This window comes from Spirillospora sp. NPDC000708 (assembly GCF_040299565.1).
In the GTDB taxonomy this organism is placed as follows: Bacteria; Actinomycetota; Actinomycetes; order Streptosporangiales; family Streptosporangiaceae; genus Spirillospora.
In genome coordinates this window covers 42289-65636 of record NZ_JBEPCJ010000004.1, presented here as the reverse complement: position 1 = coordinate 65636, position 23348 = coordinate 42289, and the positions used below count along the sequence as shown (strand labels likewise).

Below are 23348 nucleotides of genomic sequence, written 5' to 3'. Positions count from 1 at the left end.
TCATTCCGAGATCAGGTCGTTACGGGGCGCCGCCTCCTTCTCGGTGACGCCGGCCGAGTCGAACGTGGCGACCTCGTGCAGCACCCGTACCGAGCCCTGGACCAGCGGCAACGCCAGCAGGGCGCCGGTCCCCTCGCCGAGCCGCAGCTCCAGGTCGACGAGCGGGCGCAGCCCGAGATGATCGACGGCGGCGGAGTGGCCGGGCTCGGCGGAGCGGTGCCCGGCGACGCAGCCGGCGAGGGCGTCGGGGCTCATCGCGGCGGCGGCGAGGGCCGCCGATCCGGCGATCACCCCGTCCAGCACGACCGGGACGCGCAGCGCGGCCGCGCCGAGGACGAACCCGGCGATCCCGGCGTGCTCGAAGCCGCCGACGGCCGCCAGGACGTCCATCGGGTCGCGGGAGCCCGCGCCGTCGAGGAGGCCGTGCCGGGCGAGGGCCGTCCGCACGACCTCGACCTTGCGGGCGTGCGTGGCGTCGTCGATGCCGGTCCCGCGGCCGGTGACCCGCTCGGGCGGCAGGCCGGTGAACGCGGCGATCAGCGCGGCGGACGCGGTGGTGTTGGCGATGCCCATGTCGCCGGTGATCAGGCAGCGGGCGCCCCGGCCCGCCAGCTCGCGGGCCACCTCGATGCCGGTGGCGACGGCGCGGCGGGCCTCGTCCGCGGTCATCGCGGGTCCGGCGGTCATGTCGGCGGTGCCGGGCGCGATCTTGCGGGAGAGCAGGCCGGGCGCCGGTTCCAGCGGCGCGGCGACGCCGATGTCCACGACGGTGACGCGGGCGCCGACCTGCTTGGCGAACGCGTTGACGACCGCCCCGCCGGCCACGAAGTTCGCGACCATCTGCGCGGTGACCTCTTGTGGCCACGGGGTGACGCCCTGTGCGTGCACGCCGTGGTCGGCGGCGAAGACGGCGACGGCCGCGGGCTCGGGCAGCGGCGGCGGGCACCGCCCCGCCAGCCCGGCGAGCCGGACCGAGACCTCCTCCAGCACGCCGAGCGACCCCGGCGGCTTGGTCAGCCGGCCCTGCAGGTCGCGGGCCTCGTCCATCGCGGCCCGGTCGGGCGGTGCGATGGCGGCCAGCGTCTCCTCGATCACGCCGCCTGCTTCCTTGTCCGGCACGTCGTCTCCCTCAGATTCCCAGCTCACCGAGCACCTCCAGCAGTGCGTCGTTGGACGCGCGGTCGCGCACGGCGATGCGCAGCCAGTCGGTGCCGAGGCCCGGGAACGTGTCCCCGCGCCTGACCGCGTAGCCGCGCTGCCGCAGCAGCGCCCGGATGCCGAGCGCGTCCGGCACGCGCAGGCACAGGAACGACGCGCGCGCCTCGGGCACCAGGTACAGGCCCCGGGCGCTCAGCTCGCCGGCCAGCCGGTCGCGTTCGGCGGCGAGGTCGGCGGCCCATGCCCGCGCCTCGGCGATCGCGGCCGGTTCGCAGCACGCCTCGATCGCCACCAGCGCGGGCGTGGACACCGCCCACAGCGGCTGCGCGTCCGCCAGCCGGCTCACCAGGTACGGGTCGGCGAGCAGGTATCCGGCGCGCAGCCCGGCGAGGCCCCACGTCTTGGTCAGCGAGCGGATCACCACGATCCCGGCGGGCAGCCGGGTCGCGAGGGTCTCCGGCTCCCCCGGGACGCAGTCCATGAACGCCTCGTCCACCACGACCGTCCGGCCGGGCCGGGACAGCGCGGTGATCGCGGCGGCCGGGTGCAGCACCGACGTGGGGTTGGTCGGGTTGCCGATCACGACGAGGTCGGCGTCGTCCGGCACGGCGGCCGGGTCGAGGGTGAAGTCCTTGGCGAGGACGACCCGCTCCACCGCGTGCCCGGCGGACCGCAGCGCCGCCTCCGGCTCGGTGAACTGCGGGTGCACCACGACCGCCTTGCGGGGCGTCAGGACGCGCGCCAGCAGCACGAACGCCTCGGCGGCGCCGGCGGTGAGCAGCACCTCCTCGGCGGCCCTGCCGTGCCGCCGCGCGACGGCCCGCCGGGCGGGGCGCGGGTCGGGGTAGCCGGCCAGGTCGGCGACGGACGCGCGGAGCCGGTCGGCGAGCCACGCGGGCGGCATGCCGGTGCGGACGTTCACGGCGAAGTCGGCGAGCCCGCCGCCGACCTCGGCGTCCCCGTGGTGGCGCAGGTCGACCTCGTCGGCGCCGTCGTCGGGTCCGGCGATCACCGGCCTGTGCCCGATCACGGCGCCCCCTGCTCGAACGACGGAGCGCCCTGCCCGTACGACGGAGCGCCCTGGCCGTGCGAGGGCGCGCCCTGGCCGAAGGGCTGCGGGGCCTGCTCGTAGTAGAGCAGCGCGTTGACGGCCGCGGCGGCGACCGCCGGGCCGCCCTTCTCCGAGACGTTGCTGAGCTGCGGGAGCCCGCTGGCCCGCAGCGCCTCCTTCGCCTCGGCCGCGCCCACGAAGCCGACGGGTGTGCCGACGACCAGCGCGGGCCGGACCCGGCGCGCGATGATCTCGAAGATCGCCTCGGGCGCGGACCCGACCACCCAGACCGCGCCCGGCCCGACCTCGGAGTAGGCGATGCGGACCGCGGCGGCCGGGCGGGTGATCCCGGCGGCGCGCGCCATCCGCGCGGCGGCGGGGTCGTCGGCGTGGCAGGCCGTCTCGCGGGCGCTGATCCCGGCGGCGGTCATGTGCTCGTCGGTGACGACCGGGGCGCCCGAGCGCAGCGCGGACCAGCCCTGGACGAGGAAGTCCTCCGAGGTGACCAGGTCCACCGCGTACTCCAGGTCGGCGGTGGCGTGGATCACCCGCTCCGCGACGGCCCGCCACAGCGGCGGCATCGGCGACAGGTCGACCCGCGAGCGCAGGATCTCGTAGGACCGGACCTCGATCGGGTGGGGCTGGCGTACGGTCACTGCGCCTCCAGATTGATCATGGTCGGGTGGGTCACGGTCGGTCCTCGTGGTCGCCGGGGGGTTCGTCGTCGGGCACCTAGGGTTTCACGGGTCGCCGGTCGCTATGACCCGGCTTCGCCGGGTTCACCGGGTTCGCCGGCGCCGCCGGGACGATCCGGGCGACCGCCGCCGTGGCGCGCGCGGTCGCGCGCTTCGCCACGACGAGGCGGGCGCCGCCGCCGAGCGCGCGGGCCCCGTGCAGGGCCGCCGCCTCGGCCACGCTCGCCGTCCCGGTCCGGGCCCGTACGCCCTCCGCCGGGTTCGGCACCGCCACCTGCGCCAGCACGCCCACAGAGTAGGCGACGAGGTGAAATCCGAGCATTTCGGCGGCATCGCGGACACCGCCCGCGCCCGCGCGGGCCTCCACGGTCGCCAGGCACGCGACGTCCTCACCGCGCAGGTCGTCGCGGGCCAGCACGGCGCCGATCAGCTCGCCGATCTCGCGCGCGTCCGCCCGGCTGGACGCGCCCACCCCGATGACCAGCGTCACAGGACCCAGCGTCCGGGCGGGGGCGGGAGCGTCTCGATGCCCCTGATCCGCTTCGCGGCGGGCGCTCCGGCGACGGGGGCGGGGCGTTCGGCCCAGAGGAGGGTGATCGGGGACGGCGGCTCCGCGTCGCCGGAGAGCGGGATCGTCTGGAGGGTGGTGGCGTGCACTATGAAGCCGTGGCCTGCGACGACGTCCATGAGCGCGGGAACGGCCCCGGCCGGTGCCGTGGTGACGAGGCGGTACCGGGCCTGCGCGGCGCAGGTCGCGAGCGCCTCCGGGGACGGGTCCGCCAGGAAGACGGCGTCGGGAACGGGCAGGTGGTCCACGACCGTGCCGATCTCGCCCCGGGACACCGCGACCCGGACGCCGTGCCTGCGGACGTTCTCCCGCAGCCGGACGCAGACGGAGTCGTCGCGGTCGAGGGCGACGGCCGCCGCGCCGAACCGGGCGCACTCGATCGCCACCGAGCCGTCGCCGGAACCGATGTCCCACACCATGTCCCCTATGCGGGGCCCCAGTTTGGCCAAGGCGAACGCACGCGCCTCGGGTGTCAGAGCCGGTTCCCCACCGAAGGCGTCCTGAGCCAGCGCCCAGACCGGTTCCCTTAGAGCAGGACCCGCGATCCATGTGGGCGTGTCCACCGCTCGCCGGTTGTCCAGTACGAGGACCACGTCCGGCTTGTGCCACGGCCGCGTGGTCGCCTCCGCCGGACGGACGTGGACGACGCGCTGGGAGGGCCCGTCCACGTCCTCGCACACGACGAACGAGCGCGGCGTCTGCGGGAACAGCGCGCGCCCCAGCTCGGCGGGCCCCGCGCCGGGGGCGGTCAGGACGGCCACCTTGGGGTGCGCACGGCAGACGTTCACCGCGCGCCGGAACTCTGCGGCGGACACGACGAGCGCGTCGTCCCGGGACACGCCCGCCAGCGCGAACGCCCGTGCCGCAAGCGCCGTCCCGGAGCGCGGCGCGCCGTCGCGGCCGCTGACCGTGAGCACGGCTACCGCGCCATCCGCCCGAACATCCCCACCATGCGCTCTCCCTTCGCGTCGACCAGCACGACCTGCGCCGCCACCGGGCTCTCGGCCGACCCGGCCGCCTCGGCGGCGAGACGTTCCAGCTCCCCGGCGGTGCGGCGGCACAGCTCCCGGCCGCACGGGCCGAGCCGCCCGGCGGCCTCCCACAGCTCGTAGGCGCGGCGCGGCGTCCCGGCCGCCTCGACCTCGGCCGCCAGCGCCGGGCCGCCGTCCATGTCCGCGGTGATCGCGGCCAGCGCGGGGACGCCGCCCGCGATCGCGGCCTGCTCGTCCACGCCGGAGACCAGCACGACCTGGGCGAGCCCCTTCCCGACCGCGGTCCGCAGCGCGTCGCGGCCGGCGGGGACGAAGCAGTCCTCCGGCAGTTGCGGCAGCATGCGGCGGGCGGTGTCCGCCGCGTCCGCGCCGTGCATCACCAGCGTCCGCCGTACCGCCGGCGCTTCCGTCGTTTGTGTCCCGGTCATGCCCGTCCCTCCTGGTCGTGGGCGTCGAGCCTCCCGGAGGCCGCGCCCGGCCCGGGACGCGGCGCGCCGCGCGGCCCCGGATCGGTCAGCATGCCGGACCACCTTGCCGGAGATCGGGCGCGATGCGGCTGAAGACGAACATGTCCCGGTTGACGCCGTCGGCGTCGCGTTCCGCGCCCCGCGCCACCCCTTCGCGCAGGTAGCCGGCCTTCTCGGCGACCCGGATCGAGGCGTGGTTGGTGGTCAAGGCGCGCAGCTCGACCCGGAACAGCCCGCAGTCCCGCAGTGCCCAGTTCGAGACGAGCGTGAGGGCCTCGGTCGCGTACCCGCGCCCGCGCGCGCTTGACCGCACCCCGTATCCGACCTCGCAGGTCAGTTGCGCCCAGTCCACTTTGAAAAGCCCAATGGTGCCGATGAGGCCGCCCGTCTCGCGGTCGGTCACCGCCAGGTGGATGCCGAGGCCGAAGCGGTGCACCTTGTGGACGCCTTCGCGCAGGAACCAGGCGAGGGGCTCGGCCTCCAGCGCGTCCGGGAAGTTCGGCGGGAGGAAGTCCTCGCCCGCGCGGATCACCTCGATCAGGTCGGGGGCGTCGTCGACCCCGAACGGGCGCAGGACGAGGCGCCCGGCCTCCAGGCGCACGTCCCCGGTGAAGACGTCCACACCGCTCCCCTCCCCGCCCGCAGGCGGGACCGTCACAGGCAGGCCGCGACCATCCGGCTGGCGAACCAGGGCGATCCGGCCCAGTGCACGTGGAGGTAGGACGCGACGCAGTCGCCCCGCACGAACCCGACCGGGCCGGACGCGGACCACTGCCAGGCGGCGGTCTCCCCGCGTTCGGGGTCCGTCACCGTGCGGTGGAACTCGTGCCCGTGCACCCGTTCGCCCGCGCGCGCGACGACCGAGTCGGCCACCGCCACCGCGGCACGATAACCCAGCGTCAGCCGCGGGGCCATGGCCGCTCTGGCGCCATTCAGCACACCGCACATGGGCGCGCCGTCGAGTTCCTCCGCGAGGTAGAGGAGTCCGGCGCACTCGGCGTACACGGGCCGGGACGCGTCGGCGAACGCGGCCAGTTCCTCGCGCAGCGGCTCGTTGGACGACAGCTGCGCCGCGTACACCTCGGGGAACCCGCCCCCGACGACGACTCCGCGCGTCCCCTCCGGCAGGCCCGCGTCCTGCAGCGGATCGAACCGGACGACCTCCGCGCCCGCCGCTTCGAGCAGTTCCTCGTTCTCCGCGTAGCCGAACGTGAAGGCGGGGCCGCCCGCCACCGCGATCCGAGGGCGTCCGGGGTGCTTCTCCGGCACGGCGTCGGCCGGGTCCCAGGGCGCGGCGTCCAGTTCCGGCGCCTCCCGGGCGAGCGCGAGCAGGGCGTCGAGGTCGCACGACGCCGCGACCAGCTCGCCCAGCCGCCGGACGGTGTCCACCGCCTCCGCGCTGCGTTCGGCGGCCGGGATCAGGCCGAGGTGCCGGGACGGCGTCGCGGCGTCGTCGCTGCGGCGCAGCGCGCCCAGGACGGGCAGCCCGAGCTCCTCGACGGCCGCGCGGCACATGCGCTCGTGGCCGTCGGAACCGAGCCGGTTCAGGACGACGCCGCCGACGCGGACCGTCCCGAACGACCGGAACCCGTGGACGAGCGCCGCCACGGACCTCCCGGCGGCGGCGGACGCGTCCACGACCAGCACGACCGGCGCGGCCAGGAGCGTCGCGACGTGCGCCGTGGACGCGTAGTCCCCTCCCCCGGCCGAGTCGGACGGCCCGAGACCGGCGGCGCCGTCGTACAGGCCCATGACGCCTTCGACGACCGCGATGTCGGCGTTCCGCGCGCCGTGCAGGAACAGCGGCACGACGAGGTCCTCGGACGTCAGCCAGGGGTCGAGGTTCCGGCCGGGACGGCCCGTCGCGAGCGCGTGGTAGCCGGGGTCGATGTAGTCCGGGCCCACCTTGTGCGGCGAGACCCGCAGGCCGCGCATCGCGAGCGCGGCCATCAGCCCGGTCGCCACGGTCGTCTTGCCGCTGCCCGACGAGGGCGCCGCGACGACGAGCCGCGGGACGCTCACCACTCGATGCCCTTCTGCCCCTTCTGGCCGCCGTCCATCGGGTGCCGCACCTTGGCCATCTCCGTGACCAGGTCGGCGGCCTCGATCAGCCGCGGGTCGGCGTCCCGGCCGGTGATCACCACGTGCTGGTTGCCGGGCCGGTCCGCCAGCGCGGCGACGACGTCCTCGACGTCGACCCAGCCCCACTTCATCGGATAGGTGAACTCGTCCAGCACGTAGAGGCGGTACTTCTCGGCGGCCAGGTCGCGCTTGATCTGCTCCCAGCCCTCGCGGGCGTCGGCCTCGTGGTCGGCCTCGGTACCGGGCCGCTGGATCCACGACCAGCCCTCGCCCATCTTGTTCCAGGACACCGGCCCCCCTTCGCCGGTCCGCTCGTGCAGGCGGCCGAGCGCGAGCAGCGCGTTCTCCTCGCCGATCCGCCACTTCGCCGACTTGACGAACTGGAACACCCCGATCGGCCAGCCCTGGTTCCAGGCCCGCAGCGCGAGCCCGAACGCGGCCGTCGACTTCCCCTTGCCCGGTCCGGTGTGCACCATCACCAGCGGCCGGTTGCGGCGCTGCCTGGTGGTGAGCCCGTCGTCCGGCACGTACTCCGGCTTGCCCTGCGGCATCTCAGCCCCTGCTTCCTGGGTCGGCGGCGGTTTCCCCGGCGGTCATGCGGATTCCCCGGCGGTCACGGGAGGTCTTCTCCAACGGTCACGCGAGGTCTTCTCCAACGGTCACGCGACGTTCCGCGCGCCGCCGCGCGCGTCGCGGACGACCCCGGCGAGCGCGTCGGCGGCGAGGCGGTCGAGCCGGACGACCTCGGCGCCGAGCCGGGCGCCGAGCGCGGCGGCGAGTCCGAGCCGCACCGGCCCGGACTCGCAGTCGACGACCACCGACGCGACGCCGGCGAGCAGCCCGGCCGCCGCCGACGGGTCGGGGCCGTGGGTGGCGCGGCCGTCGGTCACCACGACCAGCAGCGGGCGGCGGGCCGGGTCGCGCAGCCGCTCGACCCGCAGCACCTCGGCGGCCCGTGCCAGCCCGGCGGACAGCGGGGTGCGGCCCCCGGTCGGCAGCGCGTCGAGGCGGCGCGCCCCGGCCTCCACCGACGACGTGGGCGGCAGCGCCAGGTCGGCGTCCCGTCCCCGGAAGGTGATGAGGCCGACCTTGTCGCGCCGCTGGTAGGCGTCGAGGAGGAGGCTGAGGACGGCGCCCTTCACCGCGCGCATCCGCTTGCGCGCCGCCATCGAACCGCTGGCGTCGACGACGAACAGGACGAGGTTGCCCTCCCGTCCGTCGCGGACCGCTTCGCGCAGGTCTTCGGGTTGGACGACCAGACCGGAACCGGTGCGTCCCCGCGCGCGCTGGTGCGGTGCCGCCGCGCGCAGCGTCGCCGTCAGGTGCAACCCGCGCGCGCCCGGCCGTGCGCCTGACACGCGTCCGTACGGGCTGCGCGCCTTGGAACGCCGTCCCGGCGCGCCTTCGCCCAGCCCGGGGACGGTGAAGAGGCGCGGCTTGTAGGCGGCGTCCGCCGGCGCGGGCTCGCTCTCGCCCGACCGCCCCGGGCCGCTCTCCCCGGACTGCGGCGTCTCCTCCGGGGGCGGGCCGGCCGGCGGCGGGACGGGCGCGTCCTGCCCGGAGCCGTCGGGAAGGCCGCCGCCTCCCCCGTCCGGGCCGTCCGGGCCGTCCGGGCCGTCGCCGGGAGGTCCCGGGTCGTCGGGTGGCTCCGGCTCGTCGCCGTGCTCTTCGAGCACCTCGTCGAGCTTCTGCCGGTCCAGGCCGGGCGCGTCGAACGGGTCGCGGCGGCGCCGGTGCGGCAGCGCGAGCCGCGCCGCCGTCCGGACGTCGTCGGCCGTCACCGCGTCGCGGCCGTGCCAGGCGGCCAGCGCGATCGCGGCCCGCGCCGTCACCAGGTCGGCGCGCAGGCCGTCCACCTCGAACGACGCGCACACGGCGGTGATCTGGCGGAGCGCGGCGTCGGTCAGCTCCACGCCGGGCAGCCGGCGGCGGGCGGCGGCGATCCGCCGGGCCAGGTCCGCCTCGTCCGCGGCGAAGGCCGCCGCGAAGCCGTCCGGATCGTCCTCGAACCGCAGCCGCCGCCGGACGACCTCGGCGCGCTCGGCCGGGTCGCGGGTCGCGGCGACCTCGACGGTCAGCCCGAACCGGTCCAGCAGCTGCGGGCGCAGCTCGCCCTCCTCCGGGTTCATCGTCCCGACCAGCAGGAACCGCGCCGCGTGCCGGACGGAGACGCCCTCGCGCTCGACGTACGACTCGCCCATGGCCGCCGCGTCCAGCAACAGGTCGACCAGGTGGTCATGGAGCAGGTTGACCTCGTCGACGTACAGGACGCCGCGGTGCGCGGCCGCGAGCAGGCCCGGCTCGAACGCCTTCACGCCCTCGGTCAGCGCGCGCTCGATGTCCAGCGAGCCGGTGAGCCGGTCCTCGGACGCGCCCACCGGCAGCTCGACCAGCCGCGCGTCCCGCGTCCCCGCCTCGCCGGGGGTGTGCGGGCCGTCGGGGCACGCCGGGTCGGGATCGTCCGGGTCGCAGGAGAACCGGCAGCCCGGCACGGCCGGCACCGGGGGCAGCAGCCCGGCCAGCGCGCGCACGATCGTCGACTTGGCGGTGCCCTTCTCGCCGCGGACCAGCACGCCGCCGACGCCCGGCGACACCGCGTTGATCAGCAGGGCGAGCTTCAGATCGGCCATTCCGACGACGGCGGAGAAGGGGTAGCGCGCGCGGGCGCGCCTCTCCGGCCGGCCGGTGTCCGGCGCCGACGCAGGTCGCACGTCTCGTCATCCTTCCTCGGGTGTCCACGCCCGTGGCGGTGCCTGTCCGACGGCCGGAGTCTCCTGGCTCCCGGATCACCGCTCCCCCTCGGCCTTCCAGCACCGCGTGCCGTGGCCGTGTCGAGGGGGGCTCCCCTGGTCACAGTTGCGGGACAGCCCCGGATTCGCACCGGGTTCCTCCGCGTCCGTCGCCCGCCCAGGATCGCACACCGGCCGGACGCGCTCGACCCGGCCATCTATCGGCGGAGTGCCGGTCAATGTTGGCGATACGCCAATGAGATGGTCTACTGGTCGGTATGGAGCGACGCGCAGCCCCGCGCGGCGAGGCCGCCGGAGCCGCGACGCCGCACCCGGGCGACACCAGGAGCCCGAAGGCCCGCTACCAGCGCCTGCCGCGCGACGAGCGGCGCGACCAGATCCTCGACGTCGCGCGCCGCATGTTCACCGAGCTGCCGTACGCGGAGGTGGCCACCGCGGCGATCGCCCGCGAGGCCGGCGTCCAGCGCGGGCTCATCCACTACTACTTCGGCACCAAGCGGGAGCTGTTCCTCAAGGTCGTCCAGGGCCTGACGGCCACCGCGGCGGTGCAGGCGCCGCCCCCTGACGAGCGGATGACGCTGCCTGAGACGGTCGAGCTGTGCGTGAACCTGTTCCTCGACACCGCCGAGCGGAACGCCACCACCTGGTTCGCGGCGCTGGACGCGGAGGGCTTCGGGCAGGACCCCGAGCTGCTCCACCTCGTCAACCGGTTCCGCGACCGGACGGTCGAGCACATGCTCGCCGTTCTGCGGGTGCCCGCGCCGACCGGCACGCTGCGGGCCGTCCTGCGCGTCTACTCCGGGCTCGCGGACGCGGCGACGCGGCAGTGGCTCCAGGAGCGGACCCTCGACCGCGCGCAGGTGCAGACGCTGCTGACCAGGTCGCTGCTGTCGATGGTCACCGACATCGCCCCCGCGCTGGAGGCCCAGGACGCGGCGGGCGGAGGGCGCCTAGAGGCCGGGGACCGGCTGCTTCACGCCGCCGCGCACCGGGACGGCGAACCAGACGGCCTTGCCGCGGACGCCCGGGCCGAGCCGTGACAGCGTCCGCAGCATGCCCCAGCGGCCCCGCGACAGCTCCCGGACGATGCTGAGACCGCGCCCGCAGTCCCCGGACGTCCACGAGTAGCCGGGCAGCGACGCGTCGACGTAGGCGTCGAAGACGGCGCACCGCACCTCGGCACCGACCGGAGCGCCCGCGAGGCCGGGACCGGCCAGGGCACCCGGGCTCGCCGGGGCGCCGGACGGCCGGGACTCGGCGCCGGGCGGGTCGCCCAGGTAGAGCCACAGCTCGTGCGGGCCGTGGTCGCCGGCGTGCTGGTGCGCGTTGGTGGCCAGCTCGCTCACCATCAGCTGCGCGTCGCCGATCGCCTCGTCCCGCACGCCGAGCGAGGCGAGCGCGTCGCGCAGCACGCGGCGGGCGTGGCTCGCGCAGCCGGGGCCGCCGGGGAGCGCCCACACCCAGCCCGGCCTGGCGCCGCCCGGCCCGCGCGCGCCCCCGGCGGCCATCGCGTCGGCCATGGCGGCGGCGTCGGTCATCATGTCCGCGGCGAGGTCGGCCGCCTGGTCGGAGGGGGCGCCGGGCGGCGCCGCGGGGTCGGCGGCCGGGGCGGCCGACCGGTCGTGCCCGGCGCGCGGCCCGGCGGTGCGCCGCGGCGCGCGCTGGCTCGCGTCGGTGGTCTCAGGCGGGGTCTTCACGAGTGCCTCCCGCGGGCCGCCTGCCGGGAGCGCGGTCCGGTCGCCGTCACTATCGGTCCCCGAGCAGTCACGCATTCAAGACTCTCGTGAGATTCTCACGTTCGCAAGCGCCTTGATGGAATTGCCCTGCCCTTCGTGCCGGGTTCGCCAATCGCGTTGTGGCGCGGCCCGAGAGCGGCGAGACTTCGCTCCCATGACCTACCGCCCCACCGTTCGTGGCCGCCGTCTGGCGCGGGAGCTCCGCAAGCTGCGCGAGGAGCAGGGACTCACCCTGCAGGAGGTGGCGGACCGCCTCGACTGGTCCCGGGCCACCGTCTCCCGGCTGGAGACCAGCCAGACCCGGCCGCGCCCCGGCGACATCGCCGACATCCTCGACCTGTACGGCGTTCCGAGCCCCGACCGCGACGCGCTGATCACGCTGGCCAGGCAGGCGGGGCAGCGCGGCTGGTGGACCGCCTACCAGGACGTCTTCGCGGGCAGCTACGTCGCGCTGGAGGACGAGGCGTCGCACATCCGCACCTGGGACCCGCAGCTCATCCACGGCCTGCTGCAGACCGAGGAGTACTCCCGCGCCGTCATCACGGCCGGCCGGCTGCTGCCCGCGCAGGAGGACATCGAGCGCCGCATCGCGGCCCGCAAGATCCGCCAGGCGCTGCTCGACCGCGAGAGCGCGCCCCGGCTCCAGGTGATCTTCGACGAGGCGGTGCTGCGCCGGCCCATCGGCGGCCGCGAGGTGATGCGCGCCCAGCTGGAGTCCCTGGTGGAGGCCGTGAAACGCCCGACGGTGACCGTTCAGGTCCTCCCGTTCACCCAGGGGGGACATGCGGGCCTTGACGGACGTTTCACCATTTTGTCGTATCCGGACCCCGCAGACCCCGATATCGCCTACGTAGAGGGGACCATGGGCGACGTTTACCTTGAGAGCAGCGAGGCAATAGCAAAACATAGGGACCGCTTCGATCGGATCGAGGCGGCCGCCTTGTCCCCCGAGGAATCCGCGCACCTCATAGCCGAGGCAGCAAGGAGCAGCCTGTGACCAACCTGCAGCGCGAACTCAACGGAGCCACCTGGCGCACGTCCTCCCACAGCGGGAGCGGCGACCAGTGCGTCGAGGTGGCCCCCCTCTCCAGCGATCTGCGCGCTGTTCGCGATTCGAAGGACCCCGGCGGACCGGCCCTGGTGCTGACGCCGGACGCCTGGCAGACCCTCCTCGACTCCATCCGGGAGGTCTGAGCACGATTCCGGAGGGCCGCGGCGCACGTCGCCGCGGCCCTTCGCCGTGCCCGCACGCCGTACCGCGCCCATGCCGGGGCCGGAACCGGGACCGGGGCGGTGACCCCGCCCTTCCCTGGAAAGTAGAACGTGTTCTAGTATCGCCCGTGCGGCGCCGACCCGGCGACGCGGCCCCGGCGACCCGGAGGATGGCATCGTGACCGCGGAACTCAAGCTCGGCATCAACGTCGGCTACTGGCAGCAGCACCCCGACGACCAGACCGAGACGGTGCTGGCCGCCGAGCGCTGCGGATACGACTCGGTCTTCACCGCCGAGGCCTACGGCTCCGACGCGTTCACCCCGCTCGCCTGGTACGCCGCCCGCACGTCCCGGATCAAGCTCGGCACCGCCGTCGTCCAGATGTCGGCGCGCACCCCCGCCGCCACCGCGATGCACGCGCTCACCCTCGACGCACTGTCCGGCGGGCGCGTGATCCTCGGCCTCGGCGCGTCCGGCCCCCAGGTCGTGGAGGGCTGGTACGGGCAGCCGTTCCCCAAGCCGCTCGCCCGCACCCGCGAGTACCTCGACATCGTCCGGCAGGTCTGGCGGCGCGAGGAGCCGGTCACCAGCAAGGGCCCGCACTACCCGCTGCCGTACCCGGGCGGCGCCGGCCTCGGCAAGCCGCTGAAGTCGATCGTCCACCCCGTCCGGCCGGAGATCCCCGTCTACCTCGGCGCCGAGGGGCCGAAGAACGTCGCGCTGTCCACCGAGGTCGCGCAGGGCTGGCTGCCGCTGTTCGTCGACCCCGAGCAGATCGAGCCGGTGTTCGGCGCGTCGCTGGCGAACCGCCCGGACGGCTTCGAGATCGCCGCGACCGTCACCACGATCGTCACCGACGACCTGGCGTCCGCGCTGGAGTTCGCCAAGATCCCCCTCGCGTTCTACATCGGCGGCATGGGCGCCAAGGACCGCAACTTCCACCTCGACCTCATCGGCCGGCTCGGCTACGCGGAGCAGGCCAAGCGCGTCCAGGAGCTGTTCCTCGACGGCCGCCGCGACGAGGCGATCAAGGCCGTCCCCGACGACCTCGCCGACTCGATCTCGCTGCTCGGCCCCCTCGGCCGGATCAAGGAGCGGCTCCAGCAGTGGCGCGACAGCCCGGTCAGCACCGTGCTGATCGCCGGGGTGAAGGACGAGCCGACGCTCCGCGCGATCAGGGAGATGGTCGACGGCTGAGCAAGAGGTTCGTACCTTTTCGCCCAGAATTATTACGTAACGGAAAGTTCCCGCCGTCGAGGCGCGGGTTCTACGTTCGTGATCAGACCACCCCGAGTGACCGGGGCATGGGGAGGGGCGGTCCGGTTCAGGCCGGGCCGCCCCTCCCCATTTCGGGGTGGGTCGCCCGTAACCGATCACACACGACGCGGTGGAATGGAGGCGGCGAACCGGGTGCTGCACCGAAGGCACCCGGAGATCAGAGACTGGAGATGGGACACACGATGTCCACGCAGGAAGACGCCGCCCGGCTGCTCGTGAGGACCCTCGAGGCGGAGGGCGTCGAATACGTCTTCGGCATACCCGGCGAGGAGAACATCCACTTCGTCCACGCCCTGAACGACTCCCCCATCCGCTACATCCTCGTCCGCCACGAGCAGGGCGCCGCGTTCATGGCCGAGATCTACGGCCGCCTCACCGGCAAGGCCGGCGTCGCCTCCGCCACCCTCGGCCCCGGCGCGATCAACCTGCAGCTCGGCGTCGCGGACGCCACCACCAACAGCACCCCCGTCGTCGCGATCTCCGCGCAGGTCGGCCTCGACCGCATCTACAAGGAGTCGCACCAGATCGTCGACCTGGTGTCGCTGTTCCGCCCCATCACCAAGTGGTCCGAGCTGGCCCCGACCGCCGAGGCACTGCCGGAGATGGTCCGCAAGGCGTTCAAGACCGCGCAGACCGAGCGTCCCGGCGCCGTCTACCTCGCCATCCCCGAGGACGTCGAGTCCGCGAAGGTCTCGGACGCGCTCAAGCCGCTGCCGGTCAACATCGTCCGGCCGCAGGAGCCGTCGCCGTCCCAGATCGCCCGCGCCGCCGACGTGATCGCCCTCGCCCGGCAGCCGATCGTCCTCGCCGGCCACGGCGCCACCCGCGACCGCGCGAGCGACGCGCTGATCCACTTCTCCGAGCGCCTCGGCCTGCCCGTCGCCACCACCTTCAACGGCAAGGGCGTCTTCCCCGACGACCACCGCAACGCCCTCGGCGCCGTCGGCTTCATGCGCCACGACTACGTGAACTTCGGCTTCGACGAGGCGGACGTCCTCATCGCCGTCGGCTACGAGCTCCAGGAGTTCGACCCCGTCAAGATCAACCCGAGCGCCGACAAGAAGATCATCCACATCCACCAGTCGCCCGCCGAGGTCGACGACCACTACCCCGTCACCGTCGGCATCCAGGGCGACATCTCCCGCTCCCTGCGCGCCCTCGCCGACAGCGTCCACCGCCGCTGGGACGTCAACGGCACCGGCGAGAAGATCCGCCGGATGATGCGCGACGAGCTCGCCGAGGGCGCCACCGAGGACGGCTTCCCGCTCTCGCCCCGCCGCATCGTCGCCGACGTCCGCTCCGCGATGGGCCGCGCCGACATCGTCCTCGCCGACACCGGCGCGGTGAAGATGTGGATGGCCCGCATGTACCCGACGTACGAGCCGAACACGCTCCTCGTCTCCAACGGCCTGTCGTCCATGGGCTTCGCCGTCCCCGGCGCCATCGCCGCCAAGCTCGCCCACCCCGACCGCAGGGTCCTCGCCGCCACCGGCGACGGCGCGTTCCTGATGAACTCCCAGGAACTGGAGACCGCCGTCCGCGAGAACATCCCGATCACCGTCCTGATCTGGGACGACTCCGCGTACGGACTGATCGAGTGGAAGATGGACCTCGACATGGGCACCAGCTCCCACATCAAGTTCGGCAACCCCGACTTCGTGAAGTACGCCGAGAGCTTCGGCGCCCGCGGCTACCGGGTGGAATCCGCCGCCGAGCTCCTCCCCACCCTCCGCAAGGCCCTCGCCGAGGACACCGTGTCCGTCATCACCGTCCCGGTGGACTACTCCCACAACCTGCAGCTGACCGACAAGCTGGGCGATCTGACCGGCCCGTTCTGATCACCCGCCGCCGCGTTCATGGTCTCGAATGACCATTCGAGACCATGAACGCGGCGTGACCGTTCGATTACCCTTAGCTTGTGCTCCATGCCCACAAGCGCACACGAGCTGCCGCTGGAGATGGTCCGCAACCGGCCCCAGCTCGTCCCGACCATCCTGCGGACCGTCTTCGGCCTGGACATCCTCGGCGAGCCCAGCATCACGTCCGAGTCCTTCGCGGATCTGAGCCCGGCCGAGCTCCGGTGCGACGCCACCGTCCTGTTCGACACTCGCGACAAGCGCACCCACGGCGTCATCGTCGAGTCGCAGCAGCGGTTCGACGACGGCAAGCGGTACAGCTGGCCCGCCTACATCGCCCTGCTCCGGCTACGCCACAAATGCGGGGCGACGCTGCTCGTCCTCTGCCCGGACGAGAACAGCGCCCGCAGATGCGCCGCCCCCATCGACATGGGCCATCCCCGCTGGGTGCTCGAACCCCTCACCGTCCACCCCGGCATGCTCCCCCCGATCACCGACCCCGACGAAGCCGCCCGCATGCCCGAACTCGCCGTCCTCAGCGCCCCCGCGCACGCCGACGGCCCGCACGCATCCGCCGTGGTCAGCGCCGTCGCGGCGGCCATCGACACGCTCACCGGAGACACCGGCCCTCTGTACCATGACTACCTGAGGACGCTGCTCTCCGACGCTGCCCGCAAGCTCCTGGAGGACACTGTGAAGACCGCCGGCTACGAGTGGCAGTCAGACTTCGCCAAGACCCACATCGCCGAAGGCCGAGCCGAGGGCGAGGCCGACGCGGTGCTGTCGGTGCTGGAGACACGAGGCATCACCGTCCCGAACGACATCCGCGACAAGGTCACCGGCTGCACCGACATCGACCAACTCAAGCGCTGGGTCCGGCGAGCCGTGGTCATCGACCACGCCAAGGAACTCTTCGACTGACGCCCCCGGCCGCCCCTGCCGTCGAGCGGGGGCGGCCTCTTCGATTGACGCGAATCCGGCCCCGTCCTGTTGGGCGGGGCTGGTTCGCGTGGTGGGGGCGGCTGATGATGGGGAGTGGCTGGTGTCGGACGAGGGGCGGTGGATCACCGGGCAGGTGATCAACTCTGCGGGGGGTTTTCGGGGGTGGAGCGGGTGAGGAGGAGGCCGGCGGCGGCGAGGAGGGCCAGGACGATCACCGCGCCGCCGTAGATGTCGGCGGTCTCGCGCAGGCCGATGTGCGTGGTGGCGAAGCCGGCGGCGATCGCGGGGAGGCTGAACGCGAGGTAGCTGAGGGTGTAGACGGTCGCGAACAGGGCGGCGCGGCGGGCCGGTTCGGCGAGGGACGCGGCGATGCGGAAGGCGCCGAGGAACGCGGCGCCGAAGCCGAGGCCGGAGATCACGGTGGCGGTGAAGAACAGCGGTGTGGACGCGGCGGCCAGCGCGGTGAGGGTGAGGGCGAGGCCGGCCGCGAGGACGACGGAGCCGCCGATCATCATGGGGCGGGGGCGGCGGGCGCCGGTCGCGATGACGGCGGTGGCGCTCGCGGCCATCAGCGCGAAGACGACCAGGCCGCCGACGAGGTGGCTGCGGACGCCGAGGACGCCGGCGGCGAGCGACGGGCCGAGCGACATGTAGAGGCCGACGACGCCCCAGGTGGCGATCAGGCTGGGGACGATCAGCAGGAACGTGCCGCGGGCGCCGCGGGGGACGCTGATCTGGGGGCGCAGCGACGCGAGGGCGCCGGGGCGGCGGGCGGACGTCTCCGGCATGAGCAGGATGCCGGCGACGGCGAGGGCGCACAGCGCGGCGAGCAGCCAGTAGACGAGGGTGGTCGGCGCGGGCGCGTACTGGACGAGCAGGCCGGAGCCGAGGGCGCCGGCGCCGAGGCCGATGCCGGGGGTGGCGCTGTTGACGAGGGAGGCGAGGCGCTGGTCGTGCGGGGGCTGCAGGTCGACGAGGCCCGCGCTGATCGCGCCGGTGGCGGTGCCGGTCGCGAGGCCCTGCAGGATGCGGGCGGCGATGAGCCAGCCGACGCCGTCCGCGGAGACGAACATCAGCATCGCGGCGACCTGGGCGACCAGCGCGGCGGCGAGCACGGGGCGGCGGCCGATGTGGTCGGAGAGGGCGCCGACGGTGACGAGCGCGGCCAGCAGCGCGAGGGCGTAGACGGCGAAGACGACGGTGAGCGTGGTCGCCGAGAACTTCCATTCGGCCTGGTAGACGACATAGAGGGGGGACGGTGCCGCGGCCGCGGCCATGAAGGCGAGGAGGGTGGCGGCGAGGGTCCAGAAGGCGGCGGCGCGGGGAAGCCGGCGGGCGCGCGGGCGCGCGGCGGGTTCGGCGGCCGGGAGGGCGGTGGTCACGGCGAACTCCTAAAGCAAAGTTATTGGCTTTAAGAGACCGTACCCGCCTCCCGGCTCTAAAGCAAAGAATATTGCGTTAACCTGACGTCATGACCACCGCCACCCGTCCCGCGTCGGCGCGGCCCGGCGGGCGCAGCGCCCGCGTCCGGGACGCGGTGCACCGCGCGGTCACCGAGCTGATCTGCGAGCGCGGCGCCGACCGTGTCACGATCCCGCTGGTCGCGGCGCGCGCGGGCGTCAACCCGACGACGGTCTACCGGCGCTGGGGCACCGTGCCCGCGCTGCTGGCCGACGTGGCCGCCAAGGAGCTGGACGCCGACGCGCCTCCGCCGCCGACCGGCGACCTGCGCGCCGACCTCGCGGCGTACGCCGAGTGGGACCTGGCGCATCTGTCGCGTCCCGGCGGCATCGCGTTCTTCCGCGCGGAGGTCGCGGACGACCTCGACGAGCGCAAGGCGGGCCTGCGCGAATGCCTGCGGCAGGTCGACGACGCCCTGGAGGCGATCGTCGCCGCGGCCCGCGCGGGCGGCGAGGCCGACCCGCCGCCGGTCGAGGAGATCATCGACCGGGTGGTGGCGCCGCTCTACTTCCGGGTCGTCTTCTCGATCCCGGGCACCGACGCCCGGTTCGCCCGGAGGCTGGCCGAGGAGTTCCTCGACGGGCGGTCCTGACCGGGACGCGGCCGCCCCCGGCGCCGCGTCCCGGACGCGGATCAGGCGCGGCAGACGATCTCGCCGTGCGTGACGGAGTACCAGCCGTCCTCGGCGGCGGCCCACTCCTTCCAGCCTTGATAGATGCGCTGCAGTTCCTCGCGGGTGGCGTGGCCGGCGGCGACGGCCTTGTCCGCGACGGACGAGTCCCGCATCCGGCCGCCCCACGACTCGCTCCACCACTCGCGCTCCTCCGGGGTGGCGTAGCACCAGGCCGACGCGGACGCGGCGACGTCGGTGAACCCGGCCCGCCGCGCCCAGGAGACCAGCCGGCGTCCGGCCTCGGGCTCGCCGCCGTTGCCGCGCGCCACCTTGTAGTAGATGGGCAGCCAGGGGGCCATGGCCTCGGGTTCCGGGTACCAGATCATGGTGCCGAAGTCGGCCTCGCGGGCGGCGACGATCCCGCCGGGCTTGGCGACGCGGCGCATCTCGGCCAGGGCCCGGACGGGGTCGGCGATGTGCTGCAGGACCTGGTGGGCGTGGACGACGTCGAAGGTGTCGTCGGGGAAGTCCAGGTCGTGGACGTCGGCGACGGCGAACTCGACGTTGGTCGCGCCCTTGGCCTCGACGTTGCGGCGCGCCTCGGCCAGAACGACCTCGGCGGCGTCGGTGGCGACGACGCGTCCGGGCGCGACCAGTTCGGCCATGCCGGCGGTGATGGTGCCCGGGCCGCAGCCGACGTCCAGCACCGAGAGCCCGGCGCGCAGGTGCGGGACCAGGTACGCGGCGGAGTTCTCGACGGTGCGCCACTGGTGCGCGCTCAGCACGGTCGCGTGGTGGCCGTGGGTGTAGGTCGCGTTCGCGGACATCGCAATCACCTCTCTGTCGATGCCCGCACCCTACGCCGACTTCTCAGATTTTGAGAACTGCATCTCATGATATGAGACGACAGTGCGCGGACATGCGAAAGGGGGCCGAGGCGTGATGCCTCGGCCCCCTTTCGGAGCCGGTTCGCCAGGCGGTCGCCGTCAGGCCGCCTCGCCCGTCACGCGGCCTTGCTCGTGAGGCCGCACCGCTCGTCGGGCCGCCTTCTCGTCATGCGGCCAGGGCGATGCGCCGGCCGGCGACGCGCCGCGCGGCGGGGACCGCCGGGACGGGCGCCGGGACGGGCACCGGGGCGGGCAGGGGTTCGATCACGGCCAGCGCCGGCGGAACCTCGGCGTAGGCGTTCAGCGTCGCGTGGGTGAGTTCGGTGAGCCACGGCTGCACGACGGTCCGCTCGGCGGGCCCGTCCAGCCGCGGGTGGGTGAGATGGAATGTGCCGGTCGCTTCGCTCACTGCCAACACCCCTTCCTTGACCCGGCGGCCCCGCGCCTGTGCGACGGCCACCGGTTGTCACATACCCCTAGGTACGTAGGCACAAGCCACTCGGTTCGGCGGCTGTTCCCAATCGCCCCAGGTTGTCCCCTAAGTCACATCCCAACCTAGAGCCCCCCTCGGACATTTCTCGAACAGATATTCGGTTAGTCCGGGGTGGGCGCGGGGTCGGTCGTCACCGAGCGGAGCAGCGGCCGGCTCAGCGCGCTCGCGCCGGCGATCCCGCCGAACCCCAGCGCCACGAAGGCGGTGAGCGTCACCGCCCCGGACGCGCCGAACCCGATCGCGAACGGCGAGGCGAAGAACAGCCCGGTCGCCAGCGAGCCGCCGCCCATCACCACGAGCGGGATGAGCGTCTCCTGCCGCCGCGCCCGGTCCAGCACCCGCAGCGGGGTGCCCGCGAGGCGCAGCATCGCGTAGGCCTGCCGCCGGTCCAGCACGGCCGACGCGCCGGTGATGCCCGCGCTGGTGATCGCGATGAGGAACGACACGGCCAGCACGGTGAGCGCCCCCGTCCTCAGGTCGGCGAGCAACTGGTCCCGGCTCCGCTCCTCGTCGGCGGGGGTGGTGGCGACGTGGCCGGGAACGGCCGCGGTGAGCGCCGTGCGGGCCCGGTCGACGGCGGCCGCACCGCCGCGCACGGTGATCGCCACGACGGCGGTGTCCGCCGCCGGGCCCCCGGCGGCGGGCGGCCGCACCGCGACGCCCGCGCCGGTCCCGTCCAGCCTGCCCTTGACCTGCTCGGCGACGGCGGCCGCGCGTCCGGGCGGGACGTTCAACCGCAGTTCGCCGGACGCCTTCGCCCCGGACGACGCCCCGCCGAGCAGGGCGAGGAACCCGGCGACGAACCCGGTCAGCGCGACGCCGGCGACCGTCCGCCAGGCCGAGCGCGGGTCGTCCATCAGCCGGCGCCCGGCCAGCAGCCGCGCCGGGCTCCGCGCGAGGCCGACCGTGATCCGGCCGATCAGCGCGACCACCCACGGCCCGGCGAGGTTGATCGCGAGGAACGCCAGCACCAGGAACGCCAGCATGATCACCAGGCCGAGCCGGCCGAGGCCGGTGAGCCCGCCGCTCGTCGCAGCGAACGCGACCACGACCGCGGCGAGCAGCAGCAACCGGACGGCGCGCAGCGCGGGCGGCGTCTCGCGCCGGGCCACGCCGAGCGGGCTCACCACGACGCGGCGCAGCCCGGCGACCGCGCTGACGCCGACGAGGACGGGCACCGCCGCGAGCACCGCCCCGGCGACGGGGAGGCCCGGCCACAGGTCGGAGGCGTACCAGCCGCCGCCCGCGATGGTGATGCGGGTGAGCGCCGGGATCGCCGCCGCGTACAGGGCGGTCCCGGCCAGCGCGCCCGCCGCCGCGGTGAGCACGGCCTCCGCGGTGGTGATCGCGACGACCTGCCCGGGGGTGGCGCCGACCAGCCGCAGCGCGGCGAGCCGCCGGTCGCGGCGCGCGACGGTCAGCCGGGCGGCGGCGCCGCCGAACACCAGCAGCGGCACGACCATCAGCACCGACGCGATCGCGACGAGCGCCTGGTAGACGCCGGAGAACGCGGTGGCGCCGGTGGAGTAGCGGGCGATCCGGGTGGGCGCGGCGGTGCCCTCCACACCCGAGAGGCCGTCGCGGTCCGCCGTCATCGCGGGGTCGCCGGGGGCGTGGCCGACCACGGCGACGAGCTCGCCCGGGTGGACGAGCGCGTCCCGTCCGAGGGTCCCGGCGCGGGCGGGGAACCGGCCGGCGAGCTGGTCGGACGGCAGGTCCTTCAGCAGCCGGGCGAGGGCGGGCGAGGTCCACGTCTCCCCCGGCCTCGGGAAGCGCGGCATACCGGGCGGCGCGGGTGCGTCCGGCTTCAGCGCCGCCAGGTCCACGACGGTGATCGGCTCGCCGCGGACGTGGTCGGTCGCGAGCGCCTCGATCATCACGGCGTCCGCGTCCGCCTTGCCGGGGTGCCGCCACGAGTCGGCATGGGTGCGCTGCGCGAACGCGAGGTTGGCCGTGACCGCGAACAGCAGCAGGCCCGTCGAGACGGCCACCGCGGCGAGGGTGAGCCCGGAGCCGAGCAGGTTGCGGCGGCCCCCGCCGCGCAGCAACCGCCAGGCGAGGTCCAGGGTGCCGGGCATCACACCGCCCCGGGGACCGGCTGCTGGACGCGGCCGTCGCGGACCTGCACCGTCCGGTCGCACCAGCGCGCCACGGACGGGTCGTGCGTCACGACGACCAGCGACGCGTCGTTGTGCCGGGTCGCCTCGGTCAGCAGCCGCATCGTCTCGTGGCCGGTGGCCTGGTCGAGCGCGCCGGTCGGCTCGTCGGCGAAGACGACCGCCGGGCGCGGTGCCAGCGCGCGGGCGATCGCGACCCGCTGCGCCTGCCCGCCGGACAATTCGCCCGGCCGCCGGCCTTCCATCCCGGCGAGCCCGAGCGGGCCGAACCAGCTCCGGGCGGCCTTGACGGCCTCGCGGCGCGGCGTGCCGTTCAGCATGAGCGGGAGCGCGACGTTCTCCTCGGCGGGCAGCTCGGGGAGCAGCTGCCCGAACTGGAACACGAACCCGAACCGGGTGCGGCGCAGCCCGCTGCGGCGGCGCTCGCCGAGCGCGTCGATGCGCTGCCCGAGCAGGTGCACCTCCCCCGCGTCCGGGCGCATGATCCCGGCGAGGCAGTGCAGCAGAGTGGACTTGCCGGACCCGCTCGGGCCCATGATCGCGACGGCCTCGGCGCGGCCGACCGCGAGGTCGACGCCGTCCAGCGCGACGGCGGCGCCGAACCGCTTGACCAGGCCGCGGCCCGCCAGGACCGGCTCCGGCCCGGCGAGGGGACGGGGCTCGCTCACGCGGCGGCCCTCCGCCGCTCCCCGGCCGACCGCAGCTCGATGACGCCACCGGACGCCGAGCCGGCCCCGGCGTCGGATCCGGCGTCGGGGCCGGGCTCGCCGCGGTCCGACGGGCCCCGGGAGCGCCGGTCCCGGATCGACTCGACGATCTCCCGTACGGGGATCACCAGCCCGCCGTAGATCACGAAGACGGCGAACACGACGATGAGGGGGGTGTAGATCGGTTCCATGGCTCCAGCGTGCGCGCGGCGGGGGCGCGCGCACATCGGGCACAGGTCCGGTCCCCGGCGGCAGCCCATCGGCCGAACGGCCGATCCCAGG

At 74.6% G+C, this 23348-nt stretch carries 24 protein-coding genes and 1 riboswitch; of the genes, 7 read left to right on the top strand and 17 right to left on the bottom strand.

The window, feature by feature from the left end; translation table 11 throughout:
- From cobT to ABT299_RS04580, 10 genes are all read right to left on the bottom strand, one after another.
- Window positions 1–1119, bottom strand: coding sequence for a nicotinate-nucleotide--dimethylbenzimidazole phosphoribosyltransferase (cobT, locus tag ABT299_RS04625; RefSeq protein WP_500249766.1), 1119 nt, complete (start codon window positions 1117–1119; stop codon window positions 1–3).
- Between the two features lie 10 nt (window positions 1120–1129).
- Window positions 1130–2188 (bottom strand): Rv2231c family histidinol phosphate aminotransferase CobC, encoded by a 1059-nt coding sequence (gene cobC / locus ABT299_RS04620; RefSeq protein WP_500249765.1) that lies wholly within the window; start codon window positions 2186–2188, stop codon window positions 1130–1132.
- Window positions 2185–2865, bottom strand: coding sequence for a precorrin-8X methylmutase (locus ABT299_RS04615; protein WP_500249764.1), 681 nt, complete (start codon window positions 2863–2865; stop codon window positions 2185–2187). Before ABT299_RS04615 ends, cobC begins: the two co-directional genes overlap by 4 nt.
- 76 nt (window positions 2866–2941) lie before the next feature.
- Window positions 2942–3394, bottom strand: coding sequence for a cobalamin biosynthesis protein (locus ABT299_RS04610; protein WP_500249763.1), 453 nt, complete (start codon window positions 3392–3394; stop codon window positions 2942–2944).
- Window positions 3391–4389, bottom strand: coding sequence for a hypothetical protein (locus ABT299_RS04605; protein ID WP_500249762.1), 999 nt, complete (start codon window positions 4387–4389; stop codon window positions 3391–3393). Before ABT299_RS04605 ends, ABT299_RS04610 begins: the two co-directional genes overlap by 4 nt.
- 2 nt (window positions 4390–4391) lie before the next feature.
- A complete protein-coding gene (locus tag ABT299_RS04600) occupies window positions 4392–4892 on the bottom strand; it encodes a hypothetical protein (protein ID WP_500249761.1) in 501 nt (166 codons plus the stop codon).
- An 85-nt stretch (window positions 4893–4977) separates the two neighbouring features.
- Window positions 4978–5553 carry a GNAT family N-acetyltransferase gene (locus ABT299_RS04595; protein ID WP_500249760.1) on the bottom strand — a complete coding sequence of 192 codons (576 nt, stop codon included), beginning with the start codon at window positions 5551–5553 and terminating at the stop codon, window positions 4978–4980.
- A gap of 32 nt (window positions 5554–5585) precedes the next feature.
- Window positions 5586–6956: a cobyrinic acid a,c-diamide synthase CobB gene (locus tag ABT299_RS04590; protein ID WP_500249759.1), complete on the bottom strand. Its 1371-nt coding sequence runs from the start codon at window positions 6954–6956 to the stop codon at window positions 5586–5588.
- Window positions 6950–7564 carry a cob(I)yrinic acid a,c-diamide adenosyltransferase gene (gene cobO / locus ABT299_RS04585; RefSeq protein ID WP_190868453.1) on the bottom strand — a complete coding sequence of 205 codons (615 nt, stop codon included), beginning with the start codon at window positions 7562–7564 and terminating at the stop codon, window positions 6950–6952. Before cobO ends, ABT299_RS04590 begins: the two co-directional genes overlap by 7 nt.
- A 108-nt stretch (window positions 7565–7672) precedes the next feature.
- The gene (locus ABT299_RS04580) at window positions 7673–9724 is read right to left on the bottom strand and encodes a putative cobaltochelatase (protein ID WP_500249758.1); all 2052 of its coding nucleotides are present in this window, start codon (window positions 9722–9724) and stop codon (window positions 7673–7675) included.
- A 56-nt stretch (window positions 9725–9780) separates the two neighbouring features.
- A riboswitch (cobalamin riboswitch) is annotated at window positions 9781–9904 on the bottom strand.
- 116 nt (window positions 9905–10020) lie between these two features.
- Between ABT299_RS04580 and ABT299_RS04575 the strand changes: the two genes are divergently transcribed.
- Entirely contained in the window at window positions 10021–10803 is a 783-nt protein-coding gene (locus tag ABT299_RS04575; protein ID WP_500249757.1) for a TetR/AcrR family transcriptional regulator, read from the top strand.
- On the opposite strand, the gene ABT299_RS04570 is transcribed toward ABT299_RS04575, so the two are convergent.
- The gene (locus ABT299_RS04570; protein WP_500249756.1) at window positions 10714–11460 is read right to left on the bottom strand and encodes an ATP-binding protein; all 747 of its coding nucleotides are present in this window, start codon (window positions 11458–11460) and stop codon (window positions 10714–10716) included. The genes ABT299_RS04575 and ABT299_RS04570 overlap by 90 nt on opposite strands.
- Window positions 11461–11653: 193 nt before the next feature.
- Between ABT299_RS04570 and ABT299_RS04565 the strand changes: the two genes are divergently transcribed.
- The 5 genes from ABT299_RS04565 to ABT299_RS04545 all read left to right on the top strand — a co-directional run bounded on the left by ABT299_RS04565 (window position 11654) and on the right by ABT299_RS04545 (window position 16767).
- Window positions 11654–12496 (top strand): helix-turn-helix domain-containing protein, encoded by an 843-nt coding sequence (locus ABT299_RS04565; RefSeq protein ID WP_387029068.1) that lies wholly within the window; start codon window positions 11654–11656, stop codon window positions 12494–12496.
- The gene (locus ABT299_RS04560; protein WP_190868450.1) at window positions 12493–12693 is read left to right on the top strand and encodes a DUF397 domain-containing protein; all 201 of its coding nucleotides are present in this window, start codon (window positions 12493–12495) and stop codon (window positions 12691–12693) included. Before ABT299_RS04565 ends, ABT299_RS04560 begins: the two co-directional genes overlap by 4 nt.
- Window positions 12694–12889: 196 nt before the next feature.
- Window positions 12890–13909, top strand: coding sequence for an LLM class F420-dependent oxidoreductase (locus tag ABT299_RS04555; protein WP_500249755.1), 1020 nt, complete (start codon window positions 12890–12892; stop codon window positions 13907–13909).
- Between the two features lie 263 nt (window positions 13910–14172).
- On the top strand, window positions 14173–15828 hold the full coding sequence (locus ABT299_RS04550; protein ID WP_500249754.1) for an acetolactate synthase large subunit: 1656 nt from the start codon (window positions 14173–14175) through the stop codon (window positions 15826–15828).
- An 87-nt stretch (window positions 15829–15915) separates the two neighbouring features.
- A complete protein-coding gene (locus ABT299_RS04545; RefSeq protein ID WP_500249753.1) occupies window positions 15916–16767 on the top strand; it encodes a hypothetical protein in 852 nt (283 codons plus the stop codon).
- 158 nt (window positions 16768–16925) lie between these two features.
- Here ABT299_RS04545 and ABT299_RS04540 read toward each other — a convergent pair whose 3' ends face one another.
- A complete protein-coding gene (locus tag ABT299_RS04540; protein WP_500249752.1) occupies window positions 16926–18170 on the bottom strand; it encodes an MFS transporter in 1245 nt (414 codons plus the stop codon).
- 89 nt (window positions 18171–18259) lie between these two features.
- Here ABT299_RS04540 and ABT299_RS04535 point away from each other — a divergent pair, with 89 nt between their 5' ends.
- Window positions 18260–18841 carry a TetR/AcrR family transcriptional regulator gene (locus tag ABT299_RS04535; protein WP_500249751.1) on the top strand — a complete coding sequence of 194 codons (582 nt, stop codon included), beginning with the start codon at window positions 18260–18262 and terminating at the stop codon, window positions 18839–18841.
- A gap of 41 nt (window positions 18842–18882) precedes the next feature.
- Here the strand turns inward: ABT299_RS04535 and ABT299_RS04530 are convergent, their stop codons facing one another.
- The 5 genes from ABT299_RS04530 to ABT299_RS04510 all read right to left on the bottom strand — a co-directional run bounded on the left by ABT299_RS04530 (window position 18883) and on the right by ABT299_RS04510 (window position 23257).
- Complete coding sequence (locus ABT299_RS04530) at window positions 18883–19689, bottom strand: methyltransferase domain-containing protein (protein WP_500249750.1); 807 nt, start codon at window positions 19687–19689, stop codon at window positions 18883–18885.
- A gap of 226 nt (window positions 19690–19915) precedes the next feature.
- Window positions 19916–20158 (bottom strand): hypothetical protein, encoded by a 243-nt coding sequence (locus tag ABT299_RS04525; protein WP_500249749.1) that lies wholly within the window; start codon window positions 20156–20158, stop codon window positions 19916–19918.
- Between the two features lie 185 nt (window positions 20159–20343).
- The gene (locus tag ABT299_RS04520) at window positions 20344–22320 is read right to left on the bottom strand and encodes an FtsX-like permease family protein (protein WP_500249748.1); all 1977 of its coding nucleotides are present in this window, start codon (window positions 22318–22320) and stop codon (window positions 20344–20346) included.
- A complete protein-coding gene (locus ABT299_RS04515; protein ID WP_500249747.1) occupies window positions 22320–23027 on the bottom strand; it encodes an ABC transporter ATP-binding protein in 708 nt (235 codons plus the stop codon). The genes ABT299_RS04520 and ABT299_RS04515 overlap by 1 nt, the downstream gene beginning before the upstream one ends.
- Window positions 23024–23257, bottom strand: a complete 234-nt coding sequence (locus tag ABT299_RS04510; RefSeq protein WP_500249746.1) for a hypothetical protein — start codon at window positions 23255–23257, stop codon at window positions 23024–23026. The genes ABT299_RS04515 and ABT299_RS04510 overlap by 4 nt, the downstream gene beginning before the upstream one ends.
- Window positions 23258–23348 lie beyond the last annotated feature (91 nt).

What these genes read in the sequence shown, in the direction of transcription:
- ABT299_RS04600 (WP_500249761.1), bottom strand. Translation starts at nt 4,892, where the DNA reads ATGACCGGGACACAAACGACGGAAGCGCCGGCGGTACGGCGGACGCTG.
- cobO (WP_190868453.1), bottom strand. Translation starts at nt 7,564, where the DNA reads ATGCCGCAGGGCAAGCCGGAGTACGTGCCGGACGACGGGCTCACCACC.
- ABT299_RS04575 (WP_500249757.1), top strand. Translation starts at nt 10,021, where the DNA reads ATGGAGCGACGCGCAGCCCCGCGCGGCGAGGCCGCCGGAGCCGCGACG.
- ABT299_RS04565 (WP_387029068.1), top strand. Translation starts at nt 11,654, where the DNA reads ATGACCTACCGCCCCACCGTTCGTGGCCGCCGTCTGGCGCGGGAGCTC.
- ABT299_RS04550 (WP_500249754.1), top strand. Translation starts at nt 14,173, where the DNA reads ATGTCCACGCAGGAAGACGCCGCCCGGCTGCTCGTGAGGACCCTCGAG.
- ABT299_RS04545 (WP_500249753.1), top strand. Translation starts at nt 15,916, where the DNA reads ATGCCCACAAGCGCACACGAGCTGCCGCTGGAGATGGTCCGCAACCGG.
- ABT299_RS04535 (WP_500249751.1), top strand. Translation starts at nt 18,260, where the DNA reads ATGACCACCGCCACCCGTCCCGCGTCGGCGCGGCCCGGCGGGCGCAGC.
- ABT299_RS04530 (WP_500249750.1), bottom strand. Translation starts at nt 19,689, where the DNA reads ATGTCCGCGAACGCGACCTACACCCACGGCCACCACGCGACCGTGCTG.
- ABT299_RS04520 (WP_500249748.1), bottom strand. Translation starts at nt 22,320, where the DNA reads ATGCCCGGCACCCTGGACCTCGCCTGGCGGTTGCTGCGCGGCGGGGGC.
- ABT299_RS04510 (WP_500249746.1), bottom strand. Translation starts at nt 23,257, where the DNA reads ATGGAACCGATCTACACCCCCCTCATCGTCGTGTTCGCCGTCTTCGTG.